18 protein-coding genes are annotated in these 18141 nt (G+C 65.5%); 8 read left to right on the top strand and 10 right to left on the bottom strand.

Annotation, left to right across the window (positions count from 1 at the left end; all coding sequences use genetic code 11):
* The first annotated feature begins 11 nt into the window (after nt 1–11).
* Nucleotides 12–470 (top strand): helix-turn-helix domain-containing protein, encoded by a 459-nt coding sequence (locus GD627_RS01700; protein ID WP_152271091.1) that lies wholly within the window; start codon nt 12–14, stop codon nt 468–470.
* Between the two features lie 91 nt (nt 471–561).
* Nucleotides 562–1680, top strand: a complete 1119-nt coding sequence (gene ald, locus GD627_RS01695; protein ID WP_152271090.1) for an alanine dehydrogenase — start codon at nt 562–564, stop codon at nt 1678–1680.
* A 56-nt stretch (nt 1681–1736) separates the two neighbouring features.
* On the opposite strand, the gene GD627_RS01690 is transcribed toward ald, so the two are convergent.
* Nucleotides 1737–3071 (bottom strand): MFS transporter, encoded by a 1335-nt coding sequence (locus tag GD627_RS01690; protein ID WP_152271089.1) that lies wholly within the window; start codon nt 3069–3071, stop codon nt 1737–1739.
* 294 nt (nt 3072–3365) lie between these two features.
* Here GD627_RS01690 and GD627_RS01685 point away from each other — a divergent pair, with 294 nt between their 5' ends.
* On the top strand, nt 3366–3836 hold the full coding sequence (locus GD627_RS01685; protein ID WP_152271088.1) for a hypothetical protein: 471 nt from the start codon (nt 3366–3368) through the stop codon (nt 3834–3836).
* 22 nt (nt 3837–3858) lie between these two features.
* On the opposite strand, the gene GD627_RS01680 is transcribed toward GD627_RS01685, so the two are convergent.
* Nucleotides 3859–4446, bottom strand: coding sequence for a TetR/AcrR family transcriptional regulator (locus GD627_RS01680; RefSeq protein ID WP_152271087.1), 588 nt, complete (start codon nt 4444–4446; stop codon nt 3859–3861).
* A gap of 112 nt (nt 4447–4558) precedes the next feature.
* On the opposite strand from GD627_RS01680, the gene GD627_RS01675 reads away from it, so the two are divergent.
* On the top strand, nt 4559–5119 hold the full coding sequence (locus tag GD627_RS01675) for an NAD(P)H-dependent oxidoreductase (protein ID WP_210250463.1): 561 nt from the start codon (nt 4559–4561) through the stop codon (nt 5117–5119).
* Nucleotides 5120–5225: 106 nt separating this feature from the next.
* Here GD627_RS01675 and GD627_RS01670 read toward each other — a convergent pair whose 3' ends face one another.
* Both GD627_RS01670 and GD627_RS01665 read right to left on the bottom strand, forming a co-directional pair.
* Nucleotides 5226–5414, bottom strand: a complete 189-nt coding sequence (locus tag GD627_RS01670) for a hypothetical protein (protein ID WP_146360106.1) — start codon at nt 5412–5414, stop codon at nt 5226–5228.
* Between the two features lie 30 nt (nt 5415–5444).
* Complete coding sequence (locus tag GD627_RS01665; protein ID WP_152271085.1) at nt 5445–6404, bottom strand: lantibiotic dehydratase C-terminal domain-containing protein; 960 nt, start codon at nt 6402–6404, stop codon at nt 5445–5447.
* 470 nt (nt 6405–6874) lie between these two features.
* Between GD627_RS01665 and GD627_RS01660 the strand changes: the two genes are divergently transcribed.
* On the top strand, nt 6875–7843 hold the full coding sequence (locus GD627_RS01660; RefSeq protein ID WP_152271084.1) for a helix-turn-helix transcriptional regulator: 969 nt from the start codon (nt 6875–6877) through the stop codon (nt 7841–7843).
* Between the two features lie 75 nt (nt 7844–7918).
* The gene (locus GD627_RS01655) at nt 7919–9214 is read left to right on the top strand and encodes an aminotransferase-like domain-containing protein (RefSeq protein ID WP_152271083.1); all 1296 of its coding nucleotides are present in this window, start codon (nt 7919–7921) and stop codon (nt 9212–9214) included.
* Nucleotides 9215–9221: 7 nt separating this feature from the next.
* On the opposite strand, the gene GD627_RS01650 is transcribed toward GD627_RS01655, so the two are convergent.
* The 4 genes from GD627_RS01650 to GD627_RS01635 form a co-directional block, all read right to left on the bottom strand.
* Nucleotides 9222–10625, bottom strand: coding sequence for a dihydrolipoamide acetyltransferase family protein (locus GD627_RS01650; protein WP_152271082.1), 1404 nt, complete (start codon nt 10623–10625; stop codon nt 9222–9224).
* Between the two features lie 50 nt (nt 10626–10675).
* Nucleotides 10676–11653 (bottom strand): alpha-ketoacid dehydrogenase subunit beta, encoded by a 978-nt coding sequence (locus GD627_RS01645; protein ID WP_146360090.1) that lies wholly within the window; start codon nt 11651–11653, stop codon nt 10676–10678.
* Nucleotides 11650–12870 (bottom strand): pyruvate dehydrogenase (acetyl-transferring) E1 component subunit alpha, encoded by a 1221-nt coding sequence (pdhA, locus tag GD627_RS01640; protein WP_152271081.1) that lies wholly within the window; start codon nt 12868–12870, stop codon nt 11650–11652. The genes GD627_RS01645 and pdhA overlap by 4 nt, the downstream gene beginning before the upstream one ends.
* Before the next feature lie 143 nt (nt 12871–13013).
* Complete coding sequence (locus GD627_RS01635) at nt 13014–14189, bottom strand: histidinol-phosphate transaminase (protein ID WP_152271080.1); 1176 nt, start codon at nt 14187–14189, stop codon at nt 13014–13016.
* Nucleotides 14190–14230: 41 nt separating this feature from the next.
* Here GD627_RS01635 and GD627_RS01630 point away from each other — a divergent pair, with 41 nt between their 5' ends.
* Nucleotides 14231–14656, top strand: coding sequence for a phage holin family protein (locus GD627_RS01630; RefSeq protein WP_152271079.1), 426 nt, complete (start codon nt 14231–14233; stop codon nt 14654–14656).
* A 34-nt stretch (nt 14657–14690) separates the two neighbouring features.
* On the opposite strand, the gene GD627_RS01625 is transcribed toward GD627_RS01630, so the two are convergent.
* Together GD627_RS01625 and GD627_RS01620 are read right to left on the bottom strand one after the other, a co-directional pair.
* Entirely contained in the window at nt 14691–16052 is a 1362-nt protein-coding gene (locus GD627_RS01625; protein WP_152271078.1) for a WXG100 family type VII secretion target, read from the bottom strand.
* Between the two features lie 59 nt (nt 16053–16111).
* Nucleotides 16112–16354: a hypothetical protein gene (locus GD627_RS01620; RefSeq protein ID WP_152271077.1), complete on the bottom strand. Its 243-nt coding sequence runs from the start codon at nt 16352–16354 to the stop codon at nt 16112–16114.
* A gap of 284 nt (nt 16355–16638) precedes the next feature.
* Between GD627_RS01620 and purB the strand changes: the two genes are divergently transcribed.
* Entirely contained in the window at nt 16639–18063 is a 1425-nt protein-coding gene (gene purB, locus GD627_RS01615; RefSeq protein WP_152271076.1) for an adenylosuccinate lyase, read from the top strand.
* Nucleotides 18064–18141: the final 78 nt, after the last annotated feature.

The following is an 18141-nucleotide window of genomic DNA, read 5'->3' as shown; positions in this document are numbered from 1 at the left end:
AGATGAGGACCATGAGTGAGAGTTCCAGGACCGTACCTGCACTGCCGGACAAAGACACCCTTGCGCTGAAACGGGCGCTGGCCGCGGGTGATGTCACCGTCTTCGTGGACGGCACCGCCCTGCGCCTGCCCGAGACCGCCCGCGATGCGGTACTGGACCTGCTGTCCCGCCTCGCGGAGGGGAACCCGGTGACGGTGTCATCCAAACTGTCCGCCCCGGCGGATCCGCCGTTTCCCGCCGGCCCGGTACCGCTGTTGACGACTTCCCAGGCAGCCGCGGCGGCCGGCATCTCCCACACGTACCTGCGGAACCTGACGGATGCCGGGATCATCCCGGTGCAGTACCGGGGGTCGCATCGCCGCATCCGGATGGAAGACATCTCCTCCTGGCTTGAATCGCAGCAGGCCGCGAAAACGGCCAAAGCTGCGGGTGAAGCCGCCGGAGACACCGGGCGAGCCACCGACGGCTGACTCCGACGGGCTGCTCCTTTCGGCCGGGGCTTTATGCTGGGGCTGTGACGGCGGACACCCCGCCGGCTGACCCTACTGACGGAGCCATACTGTGATCATCGGTATCCCCAAGGAAATCAAGAACAATGAATTCCGTGTAGCCATAACCGCTTCGGGCGTGCATGAACTGCGCTCCCACGGCCATCAGGTGCTGGTACAGAGCGGTGCCGGCACCGGTTCGAATATTACTGACGCGGAATATAGCGCTGCAGGAGCGCAGATCCTGGATTCAGCCGACGACGTCTGGTCCCAGGCCGCAATGATCCTCAAGGTCAAGGAGCCCATCGCTTCTGAATACCGCCATTTCCGGCCGGGTCTGATTCTCTTCACGTACCTGCATCTTGCCGCGGAACCGGAACTGACTGCCGCACTGCTGGACAGCGGCGTCACCGCTATCGCGTACGAAACCGTGCAGCGCGGCCGTGCCCTCCCCCTGCTGGCACCCATGTCCGAAGTGGCCGGGCGGCTCTCGGTCCAGGTGGGTGCGCAGTCCCTCATGGCTCCCGCCGGCGGCCCCGGACTGCTGCTCGGAGGCGTTCCGGGAGTCCGCCCCGCGAAGGTGGTGGTTCTTGGGGCAGGCGTGGCCGGAACCAACGCGGCTGCAGCCGCCGTCGGCACCCATGCCGACGTCACGGTCCTGGACATCAATATTGACCGCCTGCGTGAACTGGATGCGCTGTACGCCGGCCGCATCAAGACGGTGGCGTCCAACTCCTTCGAAATCCAACGGGCCGTCATGGACGCGGACCTCGTCATCGGATCCGTCCTGATTCCCGGCGCCCGGGCCCCCAAACTGGTCACCAATGACATGGTGTCGCGGATGAAGCCGGGCAGCGTCCTGGTGGACATTGCCGTGGACCAGGGCGGCTGCTTTGAGGACAGCCATCCCACCACGCACGAGGATCCCACGTTCCGCGTGCACGGTTCCCTGTTCTACTGCGTGGCCAACATGCCCGGCGCGGTGCCCAACACATCCACCTATGCGTTGACCAACGTAACGCTGCCCTACGCGGTGGCGCTGGCCGACCTCGGCGTGGCGGGTGCCTTTGAGAAGTACACGGACCTCGCCCACGGACTCAACATCGCCGGCGGCCGCGTCACCCATTCCTCGGTCTCTGCCGCCCACGGACTGGAGCTGGCCTCGGACTGGCCGGAGGTGGTGAATTCCTAGCCTTTTCGGCTGCTCCTTCCCGGTCCGGCACCTTCGGGCGTCGGACCGGGAAGGAGCTACGGGGCCGGGGCCGAAGCCTTGGGGGTGGCGCCGCGCAGGACCGGTTGGCCCAGCAGCGAGATGATGACGGCACCCAAGGCCATCGGAATCACGAACAGGAAGTACAGATCCCCGGCCGTCCAGCCGCCGTCGATCAGCGCTCCTGCCAGGATCGGCGAGATGATGGCACCCACGCGGCCCATACCGATGACCAGCCCCAGAGCAGTGCCGCGGACCTCGCTGGAATAATAAGTGGGGCTGATCGCCAGCATGCCGGCGATCGGTGCGTTCGAGCCGAAGCCCACCAGCGCCGCCGCAAACAGGGCCCAGCCGAGCGAGCCCGTGGTCGAGTTGGCAAACACCACGAAGGTGGCGGCGCCGATGACAAAGAACACGGCCAGGACCTTGCGCATGGGGAAGCGCGCACCGAGCAGACCCAGCAGGACGCCGCCGGTAATCGCCCCGACACTGAACAACACTCCGGCATTGATCCCGTCCTGCGCAGTGAATCCGCTGGCGGTAATCAGGCGCGGAGTCCAGGAATTCGCAAAGTAGAAGCTTCCCATCAGGACGAAGTAGGCCAGGGAGAGCAGGATGGTCCGGCGGGCGTTGTAGCCCGTCAGAATGTCTGCAAAACGGGACTTGGCCTCAAAGGAGGCTACGTCTTCGGGCAGGACGTCCACCGTGGGCTGGCCGATGGCACGCAGGCTCTGATTAACGCGGGTCAGCGCGCCGGACGGCCGCCGCACCAGCAGGTAATCCACCGATTCCGGGAAGGCCTTCATCACCAGCGGGATCATCAGGAAAGTGACGACGGCGCCGAACAGGAACGCCGACCGCCAGCCGTAGTGACTGATGAGGATGCCGCTGATCAGTCCGCCCAGAACTCCGCCGATAGGCTGGCCGATGCTGACGATGGATAAGGCGGTGGAGCGGCGCTTGGCATTGGAGAACTCGGATGCAAACACGCTGATGGTGGACTGCAGCGTTCCGATGGCCACGCCCGTCAGGAAGCGCAGGATCACCAGGACTCCGTAGCCGGGGGCAAAGAACGAGGCCAGCATGCCTGCCGCGACAATGCAGACACCGATCAGTAGTGTTTTCCGGCGCCCGATGATGTCCGAAACCGTGGAAACGAAAATGGATCCCACTGCCATTCCCACCAGTGCGGCGCTGAGCAGGTAACCCAGCTGTGCTCCCGATAAACCCCATTCATCTTCGACGTGGCTGGCACTGAAGGCCATGACCAGGACGTCAAAGCCGTCAATCATATAAAGGGCAGTACAAATGGCGATGATCGCCACCTGCCGCCGGCTCATCGGTGACTTCTCTATCCGGTCCTTGATTTGCACCAGACCAAGCTAACCGAGAAATACGTCCCGGGACATTCGGAGTCATCCGGAGGCGGCATCATTACAGCGGGAGGGCGCCGCGTTTGCCCCCTCCGATCCCGTTTGTCCCGCGGGGAAATGCCGCATTAGGATATTTACTGGTCAAGACGAGGCCTGCTTCCCCAGCTGTACCTTTCCAACTTCTCGAGGAAACCCTGTGCCGTCTTGCCACGTCTGCTTCAGCGATGCCATACCGCTGGCCAGCGCCCCGCGAATCCCGGTCCTGCTCCACGCCCGCACCGCCGGGGAGGACTCGTGAAACCCGCCGGCCCCGAGGAAGAAGCAACCCACGCAACCGATGCCGCATCCGAAGCCGGCGCTGCGCCTGGATACCTTCCGCGGCTGCTCTCCGCCGCGGCGTATGTGTCACAGGCTGCCTGCGACAGGGTATTGGAACGGTTCGGACTGAATAGGAGCAGCTACAGGCTGCTGGAGCACCTTGCCGCGGAGCCCGCCGCGGCGCACGCGCTGGCCGCTGCGACCGGCCGGCTCCTGCCTGCCGTTGAAAAACACCTGATGGAGTTCCGGTCCGCCGGATATGCGGTCCCGGACGGTTCGGGGACCTGGGTGGTGACGGACGCCGGCGCGAGGGCCCTCGAGTGCGCACAGCTGGCCGAGTCGGAAGCGGACCTGGTCGCGGAAGACAGCCGTGAACTGCGGGAGGCGCTCCGTTGCCTCATCGCATCGCTGCGGCGCGGACAGCCGAACGGCCAGATTCCCTCCTAGGCCGGGGAGTTTCCGGTCCGGATCACCGCGTCCACCAGCTCTTCCCAGCCTTTCTCCAGCCTTTCTCCAGCCGGTGCAGGCTCATCCGTTCTTCTCCGTTCAGGTGCAGCAGCAGGCCGGCGTCCAGAAACGCAGCCAGCTGATAGGCAACCAGTTCCGGATCCGGAACCGGTCCGGCCATCCGGAGCAGCCCGGCGAGGTGCGCCCGGGCAAGGCTCCGGGATGGATGCCGGTACCGCGTCCGGGGGTCGACGTCGGCTGCCCGCGCCAGTTCACCGGTGACTTTCAGTGAAGCCAGCCGGGCCAGGCCGAAGGCATGGAGGCGGTCCCTGGCCGAAGCCCCCGGCCCCAGGGGCGGCGGACCAAGTACGTACGCGGTCCGGAAACCCTGCTCGGCATGGTCCAGCAACGCCTGCATAAGGCCGGCCCGCGAACCGAAGCGGCGAAATACGGTCCCCTTGCCCACGCGCGCACGGGCAGCGAGATCGTCCATTGTCAGGGCGTCTGCTCCGCCCGCCGCGACGAGTTCCAGGGCCGCTTGGAGCAGGAGGCTGCGGTTCCGTGCGGCATCCACCCGGATACCTGCCTGTGATGGTCCTCTCCCGCCCATGCGGGCCAGTGTAACTCCCGTCGGGAATAAAATCGGACTGTAGTCCGCTTAAGCCATGAAGAAGAATCCGTGCCCGTGCCTGCCATCCGGCACGGCCAAGACAGGAGTTCCAATTTTGAGCACCACCATCCTGACCCTCGTCGGCAGCCTCCGCGCCGGTTCCATCAACCGGCAGCTCGCAGAGGCCGCCGCCGCCGGCGCTCCGGAAGGCGTCGAGGTGAAGCTCTTCGACGGGCTGGGCGAGATTCCGTTCTATAACGAGGACATTGATGTGGAAGGGCTCGTTCCTGCAGCCGCCCAGGCCCTGCGGGACGCTGCCGCAGCGTCCGACGGCCTGCTGCTGATCAGCCCCGAATACAACGGCACCATGCCGGCTGTGCTGAAGAACGCCATCGACTGGCTGTCCCGCCCGTTCGGCGCCGGAGCCATTTCCGGTATGCCGACCGCCGTGATCGGTGCTGCTTTCGGCCAGTACGGCGGCGTATGGGCGCAGGACGACGCGCGCAAGTCGGTTGGCATTGCGGGTGCACGCGTGGTTGAGGAAGTGCGCCTGGCCATCGGCGGTTCGGTCACCCGCTACGCCGGAATCCACCCGCAGGATGATCCGGACACCGTGGAACAGCTCGGTGAGGCAGTGCGCATTCTTGCGGACGCATCCGTCTCCGCAGTCTAGGCTGCCGCAGACACACAGAAGAGGGACGGACCGTCATCGGTCCGTCCCTCTTCTGCGCTGGTAACTCTGTGCGGGCTGGCTCGGCGAGTTCTGCGCGGGAAACCGCCTAGAACCACACCTCGTCCGCCCAGGCCGCGTCCCTCAGGTATTCGCGCGCCGGACCCACATTCCAAGCTTCTCCGTGGGATGCGAGAACCCCGCTGTTCTTCAGGTCATCAAGGACGTCGTCAGAACATCCAAGGACCGTCCCGAGTTCCTGGGAGTCCCCCACCACTACTTCTTCATGCTCGGCCACCGGATGGACCCCCTTCCCATTTCTGCGCCGTCAGCGCTTATCAAGCAGAACCGACTCGCGCTCCGGACTCCAGGTCCGTGCGTACAGTCCCATGGCGGCTTCTTCCCGCAGACTTAGGCCAAGGCGGTTCAAAAGCATATGCGCCTGGTACACCGTGAGGTGCTGGGCGCTTCGACTCAGCCGTGCCTTATCCGCCCGGTAAAGATACGTGTCGATGCCGCGGAACCAGCGGCGGCGCCAGTTTTCGACGGCGGATTCGGCCGCCGTCGCCGCCATAAGCCGGTGGGTAGGCATGACCTTTGCCCCGATCTGGACCGTCATGGCCTGGCGCACCCCGGCTGCCCGCGGGCCGAACCCGGCGGTGCAGCTGCGCAGGTGGCTGTCCCAGTAATAGTCCCAGGACAGACGGCGGCGGTCCGGCCAGGCTGATGCCCGGGGACCCTTCATCATGCTCCGGGCCGCATCAAAGAGCAGCAGCGAACCGAGCGCCCAGCGGTTCTGGACCTTGGGAAAGCGCGCAGTGGCCCAGCTGGCCAGGTCAGAGGAGAGTTCAAAGACCTCTTCGGCGAGGGAGAGGCCCTCCACGCCGCCGTATTTGGCGAGGTCCGCTTCAATACGGGGGTCCTGCGGCTCGCTGCCCCCGGGGCTGAGCCGGTCCGTGGCCGGCTCGCTGAACTGCTGGCTCGTTTCAAGGTGCCCGATGACGCCGCTGGACTGTTCCTGCAACGCGACGAACAATGACTGCAGCCGGTCCAGCGTGCTCATGCCCGCGAGTACCCGGAGTTTGACGTGTGCGTGGGCCGGTTCCGCGCACCGGGTGAAGTACCACCGCTGCGCCCCCAGAAGCTGGGCCTGGGCTGCCAGCGGGGTAACCAGTTCTCCGATGACGCCGTCCGCTACATCAAAGCCCCCGGTATGGATGGAGAGCGACCACCAGTGAGTGCCGGGTTGCGTCCGTGAGGCTGGTCGAACAGCAGCTAGCTGGCTCATATGTGTCTTCCCCTCGGGGTGCGGTTACCGCCGCTGGCGGCCTGTCTTGTTCTTGTTTTTCGGGTGATTGCCCTGTGCGGGCCTTAGGTTAGAACCAGTCCCAGCTCTTCATAATCGCTATCCCCCTTGGGTCTCAGGCTGTTGCTCAGCCGGCGCCTTGATTGACTCCGAAAGCTTCCCCCGCCGTTGCAAGGGCTGTAAAGACCCTCCGCTGCCCGGTTCCTGACATGTCCGGATGTGGACCCGGAGAGTCCCCGCTCCCGGGCCGCAGCGCGTAGGCTCAGGCCTTGGGGCAGGCTTTTGGGGACGAGTGGATGACGGGGGCACCCATGTCATTAACCGGCCATGTCCGGCATTTCAAAGTGTGTTGCCGTCATAAAACACTTTCGTCACACCCAGCCCGTTATCCGTCGGCGCTGGGTAGGGTAGCTGGGGGGGCTCCAGCCAATGCTTTGAAGAAAGGATTCGCCGTGCTGTCTCAGGTTTCGCTCGACGTCTACCGCTTTGCCGTCACCCGACCGGGATGGACGGCAGCGGAGGCCTCCGAAGCACTGGGGTACACCAGCCGGATGGTCGACACCGCCATCAGCGAACTGACGGCCCGCTGCCTCCTGCTGCAGCAGGCCTCCGATTGCCCCAGCTACATTGCTGTTTCCCCGGAAGTGGCCCTCGCGGAGCTGGTTGACCCGGATGAACGGACGCTGCTGGAACTGCGCGGCAGGATCAATGCCCGCCGCCGGGAGATGAGCGCCTTGACGCCGGCCTACGTTGAAGCACGCAAACGGCTCGCCGCCGATCCGACCGTGGAAGTGGTCGAAGATAAGGAAAAAGTGCAGCGGGTGCTGATCGAGTACGGCCGCAGCGCCACCGACCGCGTACTGATTGCCCGCCCGGGGCCGGGCGCCAATGCCGACATCCATGAGGAAAGCGTGGAGAAGGACCTGGACCTCCTGCGCAGCGGTGTACGCCGGCAGACGCTCTACCACGCGAGCACGCGGGACCACGTACCCACGCGCAAGGCGGTGGAGACCATTACCGCTGCCGGAGGACAGTTCCGCACCCTTCCGTACGTGCCCCTGCGGACCCTCATTTTCGATGAGAAAGTGGCGGTGGTGGCCCGTGACCTGCATCCCGGCGATGTTGCCGGGCTGGTAGTACGGGATCCCAACCTGATCCGGATTTTCGGCCTGCTCTTCGAGTTTGCATGGGGCCTGGCGGAGCCGTTCCTGACCGACAATCCGGGCAGGGAAGACCTCACCAGCACGCAGCGGGCGGTGCTGACGGCGCTGGCAGCCGGGCATTCCGACGAGGCCATTGCCCGCCGACTGGGCATCAGTGTGCGCACGTGCCGGCGACACATCGCCTGGATGCTGGAGGAGCTGGGTGCGGACAGCCGGTTCCAGGCCGGAATCAAGGCCCATAAGGCGGGCTGGATTTAGCAGCCGGCCCTTCCGCGCCGCGTGTACGAAACAGCCGTTGCCTGACGGTCAACTTACGGGGTTAGCATGGGTGGCATGACCCGCGAGGAATTCTCCGATGCCGTAGAACTGCCCGTTGACACCATGGCCGCCCTGGAGCGTGCCGCCGGTTCACACCGGCATGAGGTGCTGTTCTCCAACCGCGCCTTCCACATCAAGCAGTCGGCGGTGCGGGACGTCTTTGACATTTCTGTCCAACCCGGCCTGATTTCCCTTGCGGGCGGCAGCCCCTACCTCCGTTCCCTTCCCCTGGAAGAGCTTGGCCGGACGGCGCAGCGGATCCTCGCCGAGCATGGGTTGGAAGCCCTGCAGTACGGCGGCGGACAGGGCATGGATGAGCTGCGCCGGCAGGCCTGCGAGGTGATGGCGGCGGAGGGAATCCTCGACGCCGATCCCGCGGACATTGTCATTACCACGGGCTCGCAGTCGGCGCAGGACGTGGCAGCCAAGGTTTTCTGCAACCCCGGGGACGTCATCCTCTGCGAGGATCCCACCTATGTGGGCGCGCTGAATGCCTTTGAAGCCTATGAGGTTGATGTGCGCACCGTGCCCATGGATGGGGACGGCCTCATTCCGGAGGCTCTGGAGGAGCGGATCCGCCAGCTGCGTGCCGAGGGCAAAACCATCAAGTTGCTCTACACCATCCCCAGTTTCAACAACCCCAGCGGGGTCACCCTCACCGCGGACCGCAGACGGGCAGTCGTGGAAATTTGCCGGCGGAACAACATCCTGGTCCTCGAGGACAACCCCTACGGCCTCCTCCGGTTCGACGGCGAACCGCTGGCTCCCATGCGCGCCGGAAACCCCCAGGACGTGCTGTATCTGGGCTCGTTCTCCAAGATTTTCGCCCCCGGGGTCCGGCTCGGCTGGGCGCTGATCCCCCGCCACCTCTACCGGCGTTTTTACCTTGCCTGCGAGGCGGTTGTCCTCTGCCCCTCGCCCCTGACCCAGATGCTGGTTTCGGCGTACCTGAGGGACTACGACTGGATGGGCCACGTACGCAGTTCACGCACCCTCTACGCCGGACGGTGCTCCGCGATGCTGGCTGCCCTGGCGGACCAGATGCCCGAGGGTGTCACGTGGACCCGTCCGGAGGGCGGGTTCTTCATCTGGGTGACGCTGCCCGAGGGCGTGGACACCTACCCGCTGCTGTACAAGGCCATCGAGGCCGGAACGGTCTTCATCCCCGGCGCGGCCTTCAGGCCGGGCGAGGGATCCTCCAACAAGCTGCGGCTGGCCTTCAGTGCTGTCTCCGCCGAGGACATTGCCGAAGGTGTCCGCCGCCTCGCACCGATCCTGAGAGCCGCCGTCGACGCCGTCAAGGTGGGCTGAACGTTCCTCAGCCCAGCAGCAGCGCCGGTTCCTCCAGAATCGCGGCAACGTCGGCCATGAAGCGGGCCGACAGATCGCCGTCGACCACGCGGTGGTCGAAGGAGCCGCCAAGGGTCGTGATCCAGCGCGGCACCACCTCGCCGTCCACCACCCAGGGCTTCTGCTTGATGGTTCCGAACGCCACAATGGCGACTTCACCGGGGTTGATGATCGGGGTGCCGGTGTCGATGCCCAGCGATCCGATGTTGGTGACGGTCAGGGTGCCGCCGCGCATATCGGCAGGCTGCGTCCTGCCTTCCCGTGCAGTGGCCGCCAGGGTGTTGAGGGCGACAGCGAGTTCCTTCAGCGAAAGATCCTGCGCCTCCTTGATGTTGGGCACCATCAGCCCACGCGGGGTAGCTGCTGCGATACCGAGGTTCATGAAGTGCTTGACCAGGATCTCGTCGCCGGCCCAGGTGGCGTTCACGGACGGGTTGCGGGCGGCGGCCCAGATGACCGCCTTCGCGAGGATCAGCAGCGGAGAGACCCGGATGCCCTCGTAATCCTTCGATGCCTTGAGCCGCTTGACGAACTCCATGGTGCGGGAGGCATCCACATCCACGAAGATGCTGACGTGGGGTGCACTGAAGGCGCTTTCAACCATGGCGTTTGCCGTGGCGCGCCGAACTCCCTTGACGGGGATGCGTTCAATGCGGGAGTCGTCCGCTGCGGAGCCGGGGAACCGGAATCCGCCGGCCGACCCGCGCTCTGACTCACGCTGAGCCTGGTAGCTCATCAGGTCCTGTTTGGTGACCTCGCCGCTGGCGCCCGTGGCGGTGACATCCTCCAGGTTGATGCCCAGGTCCTTTGCCGCCTTGCGTACGGGCGGCTTGGCCAACACGCGCTGGATCAGCCGGGTGGCCCGGTCCTGCACTGCGGCGGTTCCTGACGGTGCCGGCTTGCCGGACGGCGCCGGGACAGAGGCTTCCGGGGCCTGGGCTGCAGACGACGCCGGCGTCCCGGACGGGGCGGAACGGCGGGGACGGCGGTGGACGGCGTCGGGCTTGGGCCCGGTGCCCGTGAGCGAGGCCCGGGGAGCGTCCCCCGCAGCCGCGGACGGTGCCGAAACAGGTGCCGCCGCCGGGGAGGCTGGTGCGGGGGTTTCCTCCGGCGTCGTTGATCCGGCAGCGCTGCCGACCGTCACGCTAATGATGGGCGTGCCGACGTCGACCGTGTCACCTTCCGCGACCATGAGGGAGGACACCGTGCCGGCGTACGGTGAGGGCAGCTCCACGAGGGACTTGGCGGTCTCGATTTCCACGATCACGTCATTGACCGCCACCGTGTCTCCGGGCGCGACCTTCCACTGCACGATGTCTGCTTCGGTCAGGCCTTCGCCCACGTCCGGCAGGCGGAATGTCTTTTCAGTCATGGTTACTCGTTCTTGGTTTTCGGCGGTTGGTTGGCGGGCAGGCAGGCTCGTCAGTAGGCGAAGGAGCGGTCCAGCGCTTCGAGCAGGCGGTCGATGTCCGGCAGGTAGTGCTCCTCGACCTTCGCCACGGGGTACGGCATGTGGAACCCGCCCACGCGCAGCACCGGTGCTTCGAGGGACAGGAAGGCCCGCTCTGCGACGCGCGCGGCGATTTCCCCGCCGATCCCGCCGAAGGTCGGTGCTTCGTGGGTGACGATCAGCCGTCCGGTTTTGCGGACGGACTCGGTCACGGTGTCGAAGTCGATGGGGGAAATGGAGCGCAGGTCCACCACTTCCACGGACCGTCCGTCTTCCTCCGCTGCCGCGGCAGCGGCCAGGGCGACGGGTACCAGCGGCCCGTACGCCACGATGGTGGCATCGGTTCCTTCGCGGACAATGTGTGCGGAGAACGGATCCGACGTGGGCGCGGTGGTGTCGACGTCGCCCTTGAGCCAGTAGCGGCGCTTGGGCTCGAAGACGATGACCGGGTCCTTGCAGTCAACGGCCTGCTGGATCATCCAGTACGCGTCCTGGGGGTTCGACGGCGTGATGATGCGCAATCCGGCGGTGTGGGCAAAGAGCGCTTCCGGGGATTCCGAATGATGCTCAATAGAGCCGATTCCGCCGCCGTAGGGAATCCTGATGACCACGGGTGCGCTGAGCGCACCCTCGCTGCGGGAGTGCATTTTGGCCAGCTGCGTGGTGATTTGGTTGAAGCCCGGGAAGACAAACCCGTCGAACTGGATTTCGCACACGGGCAGGTAGCCGCGCAGGGCCAGGCCGATGGCGGTGCCGATGATTCCGGATTCCGCCAGCGGAGTGTCCATCACGCGGTCGGCACCGAAGTCCGCCTTCAGGCCTTCGGTGACCCGGTAGACGCCGCCGAGGGAACCGATGTCCTCGCCCATCAGCAGCGAATTCGGGTGTGATTCCAGGGCGGCGCGCAGACCGGCGTTGATGGCCTTGGCCATGGTCATGGTGGTGCTCATGCGTTGTGCTCCCGGGAGGTGGGTGTGGCGGTGCCGGCGGCAGGTTCGGCGTCGGCGAAGCCTGCCTCGTACCGGCGGTGGGCATCCAGTTCCTCACGGATCAGCGGGTGCGCTTCGGCGTACACATCGGTGAAAGCATCCGCAAAACCCGGCGCCTCCATCTGCTGGACGTTTTCCCGCAGCCGGACCGCCATGCTGCGGCCTTCCTCGCGGAGTTCCTCGAAGAACGCGTCATCGGCCAGGCCCTGGCGGCGCAGGTACTTTTCCATCCGAAGCATCGGGTCCCGGTCCAGCCACGCTTCCTCGTCCGCGCTGAGACGGTACTTAGTGGGATCGTCCGCCGTCGTATGGGCACTCATCCGGTAGGTGAAAGCCTCGATCAGCACGGGACCGGCGCCGGAACGCGCCCGTTCCAGGGCCCAGCGCGTCACCGCATGGACGGCCAGAACGTCGTTGCCATCCACCCGCACACCGGGGAAGCCGTAGCCCTGGGCCCTGTTGGCCAGGGGAATCCGCGACTGGACTTCGGTAGGAACGGAGATGGCCCAGTGGTTGTTCTGGCAGAAGAAGACCACCGGAGCGTTGTAGGACGCGGCAAAAACCATACCCTCGTGCACGTCGCCTTCGGAGCTGGCGCCGTCGCCGAAGTAGGCCACCGTGGCGGCTTCGGGCAGTTTGGGATCCACCAGCCGGTCACGTGCCATCCCCATGGCGTAGCCGACGGCGTGCGGCACCTGGGCAGCCAGCACGAGCGTGTAGAGATGGAAATTCACCTCCCGGGGATCCCACCCACCATGGGAAATGCCGCGGAAGCGCCGAAGCAGCTGGGCAAGTTCCAGCCCGCGCGTGTAGGCGACACCGTGCTCGCGGTAAGTGGGGAAAACATAGTCCTGCGGCAGCAGTGCCCGGCCGGAACCGATCTGTGCGCCTTCCTGGCCGGTGAGCGGAACCCACATGACGAGTTCACCCTGCCGCTGGAGCGCAGTGGCCTCTTCATCGAACCGGCGGACCAGGAACATGTCCCGGTAGAACCCGCGGAGTTCCTCGGGGGTCAAATCCTGGACGTAGCTGCTGTAGGTCCCGTCCTGGCGCAGCTCCCCGTCGATGGTGAGGAGCTGAACCATGTCCGGGACAGGGTTCAGCTCCGGAGCACCCATCAGGGATTGCTCGAGTCCGGCCGAGTCGAACTCACTGGCCGGCAAGTGTCCTACGTCCATGCCTACTCCTCGCCTGGACAGCCAAAAGCCGCACCGCGCTAGAAATATACCGTCCCGGGAATATATTCCCGGTGTTGCATACAAGTGGAAGTTACCTTCCAAAGCCTAACGACGGCGCGGCTTCAGCCCCTACCTAAGACACGCTAGGAAACGCCGGGGCCTTTTGTATAGGTTGCACATAACGCGAGGAACCTTGTATTTGCGTCCTCTTCACCGATGGTCACCCTCACGCCCTCATTTCCGAACGCCCGGACCGCCAGGGCCTGCTGTTCCGCGAGAGCTGCAAACTCGGGGGTATTCTCCCCCAAACCGAGCCAGACGAAGTTGCCCTGGGCCGCCGGAATGGACCAGCCCAGCGCTTTCAAGCCGTCCACCACGCGGGTCCGCTCCGCAACGAGTCCTTGTATTCTTTCCACAAGTTCTCCGTGGTGGCGCAGAGACGCCACTGCCGCCTGTTCGGCGATTGTCGACACTGCGAACGGAACCGCCGCCACCCGAAGATGCTGGGTCACCGGAGCGTGGGAGACGGAATACCCCACACGCAGTCCGGCCAGTCCTGCACCCTTGGAGAACGTCCTCAGCACCACCACATTGGGGTGGCTGCGGTACATATCGATGCCGTTGACCGCGTCATCGTCCCGCACGAAGTCCTCGTAGGCCTCGTCGATCACCACGATGACGTTGGACGGAACCCGGCGGAGGAAATCCTCCACCTGGGCGGTGGTGAGCACCGGGCCGGTCGGGTTGTTCGGGGTGCACAGCAGAATCACCCTGGTCCGCTCCGTGACGGCGTCGGCCATGGCGTCCAGATTGTGGGTGCCGTCGGCGTTCAGGGGCACCTGGACACTTTCAGCACCGGCCAGGCCAACGCTAATGGGGTAGGCCTCAAAGGAGCGCCAGGCGTAGATGACTTCATCCGCTTTTCCGTCCGGCGTCTGTCCGGCAAAGGCGGCGAGCAGCTGGTTCAGCGCTCCGAGGCTGCCACCGCCCGTCACGATGTCTTCGGCGGGAACGTCCAGGAACGTGGAGAGCTCGTTGCGCAGTGCGGTGGAGAGCGGATCCGGATAGCGGTTCACGGCAGCGGAGGCCATGATGGCTTCCAGCACCGCGGGCAGCGGCGGGAAGGGGTTTTCGTTGGAGGACACCTTGTAGCTCTGCAGGCCTTCCACTACCGTCGGCGGCTTACCCGCTTTGTACTGGGGCAACTTCCCGATGACGGGCCTGGGGGCGATGCCGGGTGCGGGGGCGATGCCGGGTGCGGGGGCGATGCCGGGTGCGGGAATTTCAGCTGCGTTGGTGTCATTCTCGGTGGTGGTCATGGCGTTAACAGTAGTGGCCCCTTTTCTGCCAGCATGGACGCATGCTTTCTCTGTTGCTGCGGGTAGTCCTGAATGCCGTTGCCCTGTGGGTTGCGGGGTGGCTTTTGCCCGGCCTTACGGTCAGCGCGCCTACGGGGAGCCTGAGCGGCGATCCGGCCGTCGATAGGGCGCTTGCGTATTTGTTCGTCGGCCTCATCTTCGGTGCGGTTAACGCCCTGGTTCGCCCCATTGCCCAGGGACTGACATTGCCGCTGGCCATCCTGACGCTGGGTTTGTTCCGCGTGGTCGTTAATGCCGCCATGCTGGAGCTCACCGCCTGGCTAAGCAGCTACACCCCCATCCGGTTCGAGGTTGATTCCTTCTTCTGGACCGCCATACTCGGGGCTATTGTCATCAGCCTTGTTTCGCTGGTGCTGGATATGGTGACCGGGAGCCGGCGGCGGAGCCGGAGCCGGAGCCGGAACTAACCGCGGCGGCACCCATGCCCGGCCCGAAGGCGGCCTATTTTCCCCAGGGCCCCACGGGCGGATGATAATCCTCCCCCGTTCCCCTGACACGGCCCCGCGTCCCCGGCGGCGGTGCAGTCCCCGGCGGCGGCACAGGACCCGGCGAAGGTGATGGAGTCGGCCCGGGCGGCACAACCCGCACCGGCCGGCGCGGGAGCTTCTCCCGCGTGAAGCGGTAGAGATGCCGGGTGGCGATACTTCCGGCCGCAATGGCTGTGCCCAGCGAGCCCAGGGCTGCTTTCAGGGAAGCGTCATCGCTGGCATCGGCTCGTGCGGCACCCTCACGGTAGTTGTCCAGCCGGTGCGCAGGACCCAAACCGGCATCCTCACCCTCGGGAATGGCCACGGGATCGGTCAGGGTCATGGTGACCCGGTCCCGTGTATCGGGATTCTGCTTGCCGTCAATTCCGGGCACCCAGTCCTGGACATGCTCCAAATGCAGTGCCGCCAGACCGGGCGGTAGATCCGTGCCGCCGGTCGGACTGCCGGCCGTCAGCAGGAACACCACCTCGTAGTTGCTTTCCTCCGTGAGGTTTACGGCGACGTGGGCGGCATGGCCCCCGCCCTGGCTGTAACCGGACAGAATGACCGCGTCCCCCGCCTCCGCTCCGGCACGCCGCAGCGCCTCCGCCACTCCCGCCGTTACATACCGGCTGTCTTCGACGGTGGGTTCCAGAACCCCCAGGACATCAAACGGGTTTTCGCTGTCTTCCGAAATGCCGATGCCCTGCGTACCCGGGAGGGTAACCACGAACGTCGGCTCGCCGTCGGCCCCCACTGTCTGGATCACTTCAATCACACCCGGGTCATTTTCACGCTTCAACACGTCCGAGCGTCCCAGGATCCACGCGGCGGTTCCCTCTGCCCTGACGGTTTCCGTTTTCCCGGGAAGGGTCGTCACGTCGACCGGGCGCAGCTTCCCCAGGCCGGTTGCGGTTATCAGGCCCAGGCCGGCGTGCATTGCGGTCTCGGAGACCGGAGAAGCCAGGCCGGTTTCCGCCTGCTGGAGAGTGGGAAATCCTCCAGCCCGGGGGTAAACACCGGGCGCAAACCACGGATTGACACCGTGAAGAATGCGGCCCCGGACCCTCCCTTCGGCTTCGGCATAGGCGCGGGCACTCCCGCGCACCCCGTCCGCGAGTTCATCAACGGCGGCAGCAGAAGCCCTGAGCGCGTGGCGTGCTTCCAGCATCCGTACCGTGACCCGGTGAGCCGACGCGGAACCGACGCCTAGCGCACTGAATCTCAGCCAAAGATCCGTCACCCTCTCTTCGACTTGCCGCAGGCGACCGGTTGCGGAATCCAGCCTGCCGGCGACCCGGACCAGATCCTCATACTGGACAAGGAGCCCTGCCACCCCTCCCCTGACGACATATGTCCCCCCGTCACTGCCGCCGGCTGCTGGCGCCGTCATCGTCAGTGCCCCGTGGCGAGCAGAAACGGATCCTGCCGTAGCTCGCCGGCTGCTGCAAGCAGTTGCGAGGAGGCCTCCGGAATCCACCGGGCGGCGGCGAGCAGCTCCCGCCGGAAAGCATTAGCGGCAGGAGAGTCCCACTGAACCAAGGCCGCCTCTGCAAGCTCCCGTTCCAGCTCATCGGTATCCGCTGCGAATCCCAAAAGCAACTGCTCCGTCTCCGCAGCAACCGCGTAAGCTGCCATTTCGTCCACTATTACCTCCCGGCAGTGATTGAACGTCTACGCGGTAGACGCACTTTCCGGCTTCCCAGGATCGATGCCGGTCCGCTTAGATTCCCGCACACCCGGCCGGGTAGCCGGCGCCACCGGCCTGGCAGGGGACACACCCCGCACCGGTACCGCCCAAAGCCTTCCTGTGGAGGGAAAGCCGTCTTCGGCAACGACCGGACGGACGGTGGAACGCGGGCAGGGCACCGGCCGGAAAGTCACGCACCGGCAGCGCCCGCGCGGCATGAAAGAATTACCGCATGGCCGAATCCGCAGCTGCACCCCGTGTCTCCCTTGCCTCCGTCACACCCGCGATTGCGCTGGGCCCGCTGGACGGCCGCTACCGCGGCGTCACGGCACCGCTCGTGGACTACCTGTCCGAAGCCGCGCTGAACCGCGACCGGACACACGTGGAAGTCGAGTGGCTGATCCACTTGACATCCAACGCGGTACTCCCGGGCGCCTCCCCGCTCAGCGAAGAGCAGCAGGCACAGCTGCGCGAAATCGTCACCGGCTTCGACGGCACCTCCATTGCGGAACTCGCCGAGATCGAACAGGTCACCGTCCATGATGTGAAGGCAGTGGAGTACTACATCGGACGCCGCCTGACAGCCATCGGTATTGAGAACCTGACCGCGCTGGTGCACTTCGGCTGCACCTCCGAGGACGTCAACAATCTCTCCTATGCCCTGGGTGTGAAGGGCGCGGTGGAAAACGTGTGGCTTCCCGCAGCACATGACCTGGTGGACCGGATCACCGTCATGGCCGAAGAAACCCGCTCCGTGCCGATGCTCTCGCGCACCCACGGCCAGCCGGCCACACCCACTACCCTGGGCAAGGAACTGGCCGTCACGGCGCACCGCCTCACCCGCCAGCTGCGCCGGATCGCGAAGACCGAGTACCTGGGCAAGATCAACGGCGCCACCGGCACCTACGCCGCGCATTACGCCTCCGTGCCCGGCGCCGACTGGCAGCAGGTGGCCCGCAGCTTCGTGGAGGGCCTGGGCCTGACCTGGAATCCGCTCACCACGCAGATTGAGTCCCATGACTGGCAGGCCGAGCTCTACGCAGACATGGCCCGCTTCAACCGGATCCTGCACAACTTCTGCACGGACGTGTGGAGCTACATCTCCATCGGCTACTTCAAGCAGATTCCGGTCGCCGGCGCCACCGGGTCCTCAACCATGCCGCATAAGGTCAACCCGATCCGCTTCGAAAACGCCGAGGCCAACCTGGAGATTTCCAACGGCCTGCTGGACACCCTGGCCTCCACCCTGGTGACGTCCCGCTGGCAGCGCGACCTTACCGATTCATCCTCGCAGCGCAACATCGGGGTGGCCTTCGGCCACTCCGTCCTCGCCATCTCCAATGTGGTGAAGGGCTTGGAACGCCTCGATGTGGCGGACGATGTCCTCGCCGCCGATCTGGACAGCAACTGGGAGGTGCTCGGTGAAGCCATCCAGATGGTGATGCGCGCCGAGGCCGTCGCCGGCACGCCCGGCATGGACAACCCCTACGAGCGGCTGAAGGAACTGACCCGGGGCCACCGCGTGGACGCGGAACGGATGCGGGAGTTTGTTTCCGGCCTGGGTCTGCCCGCCGAGGCGGAAGCGCGCCTGCTGGATCTCACCCCCGCCAAGTACATCGGCATTGCCGATTCCCTGGTGGATCACGTCACCAAGTAATCCGGGCGACGGCCTGCAGTAGTTGCGGATGGGGCGGGCGCCGGGCCGGGGATGCGGAGCAGGTGGCTGGCTATTACG

Origin of the sequence: Arthrobacter yangruifuii, from assembly GCF_009192775.1 — a bacterium.
GTDB lineage: Bacteria > Actinomycetota > Actinomycetes > Actinomycetales > Micrococcaceae > Arthrobacter_B > Arthrobacter_B yangruifuii.
The sequence above is the reverse complement of the archived record's forward strand: the minus strand, read 5'-3'. Positions and strand labels throughout refer to the sequence as shown.

Excerpts from the sequence above, each read along its gene's own strand:
- GD627_RS01645 (WP_146360090.1), bottom strand. The coding sequence starts at position 11,653 with ATGAGCACCACCATGACCATGGCCAAGGCCATCAACGCCGGTCTGCGC.
- purB (WP_152271076.1), top strand. The coding sequence starts at position 16,639 with ATGGCCGAATCCGCAGCTGCACCCCGTGTCTCCCTTGCCTCCGTCACA.
- pdhA (WP_152271081.1), bottom strand. The coding sequence starts at position 12,870 with ATGGACGTAGGACACTTGCCGGCCAGTGAGTTCGACTCGGCCGGACTC.
- GD627_RS01665 (WP_152271085.1), bottom strand. The coding sequence starts at position 6,404 with ATGAGCCAGCTAGCTGCTGTTCGACCAGCCTCACGGACGCAACCCGGC.
- GD627_RS01630 (WP_152271079.1), top strand. The coding sequence starts at position 14,231 with ATGCTTTCTCTGTTGCTGCGGGTAGTCCTGAATGCCGTTGCCCTGTGG.
- GD627_RS01680 (WP_152271087.1), bottom strand. The coding sequence starts at position 4,446 with ATGGGCGGGAGAGGACCATCACAGGCAGGTATCCGGGTGGATGCCGCA.
- GD627_RS01635 (WP_152271080.1), bottom strand. The coding sequence starts at position 14,189 with ATGACCACCACCGAGAATGACACCAACGCAGCTGAAATTCCCGCACCC.
- GD627_RS01655 (WP_152271083.1), top strand. The coding sequence starts at position 7,919 with ATGACCCGCGAGGAATTCTCCGATGCCGTAGAACTGCCCGTTGACACC.
- GD627_RS01700 (WP_152271091.1), top strand. The coding sequence starts at position 12 with ATGAGTGAGAGTTCCAGGACCGTACCTGCACTGCCGGACAAAGACACC.
- GD627_RS01650 (WP_152271082.1), bottom strand. The coding sequence starts at position 10,625 with ATGACTGAAAAGACATTCCGCCTGCCGGACGTGGGCGAAGGCCTGACC.
- GD627_RS01620 (WP_152271077.1), bottom strand. The coding sequence starts at position 16,354 with ATGGCAGCTTACGCGGTTGCTGCGGAGACGGAGCAGTTGCTTTTGGGA.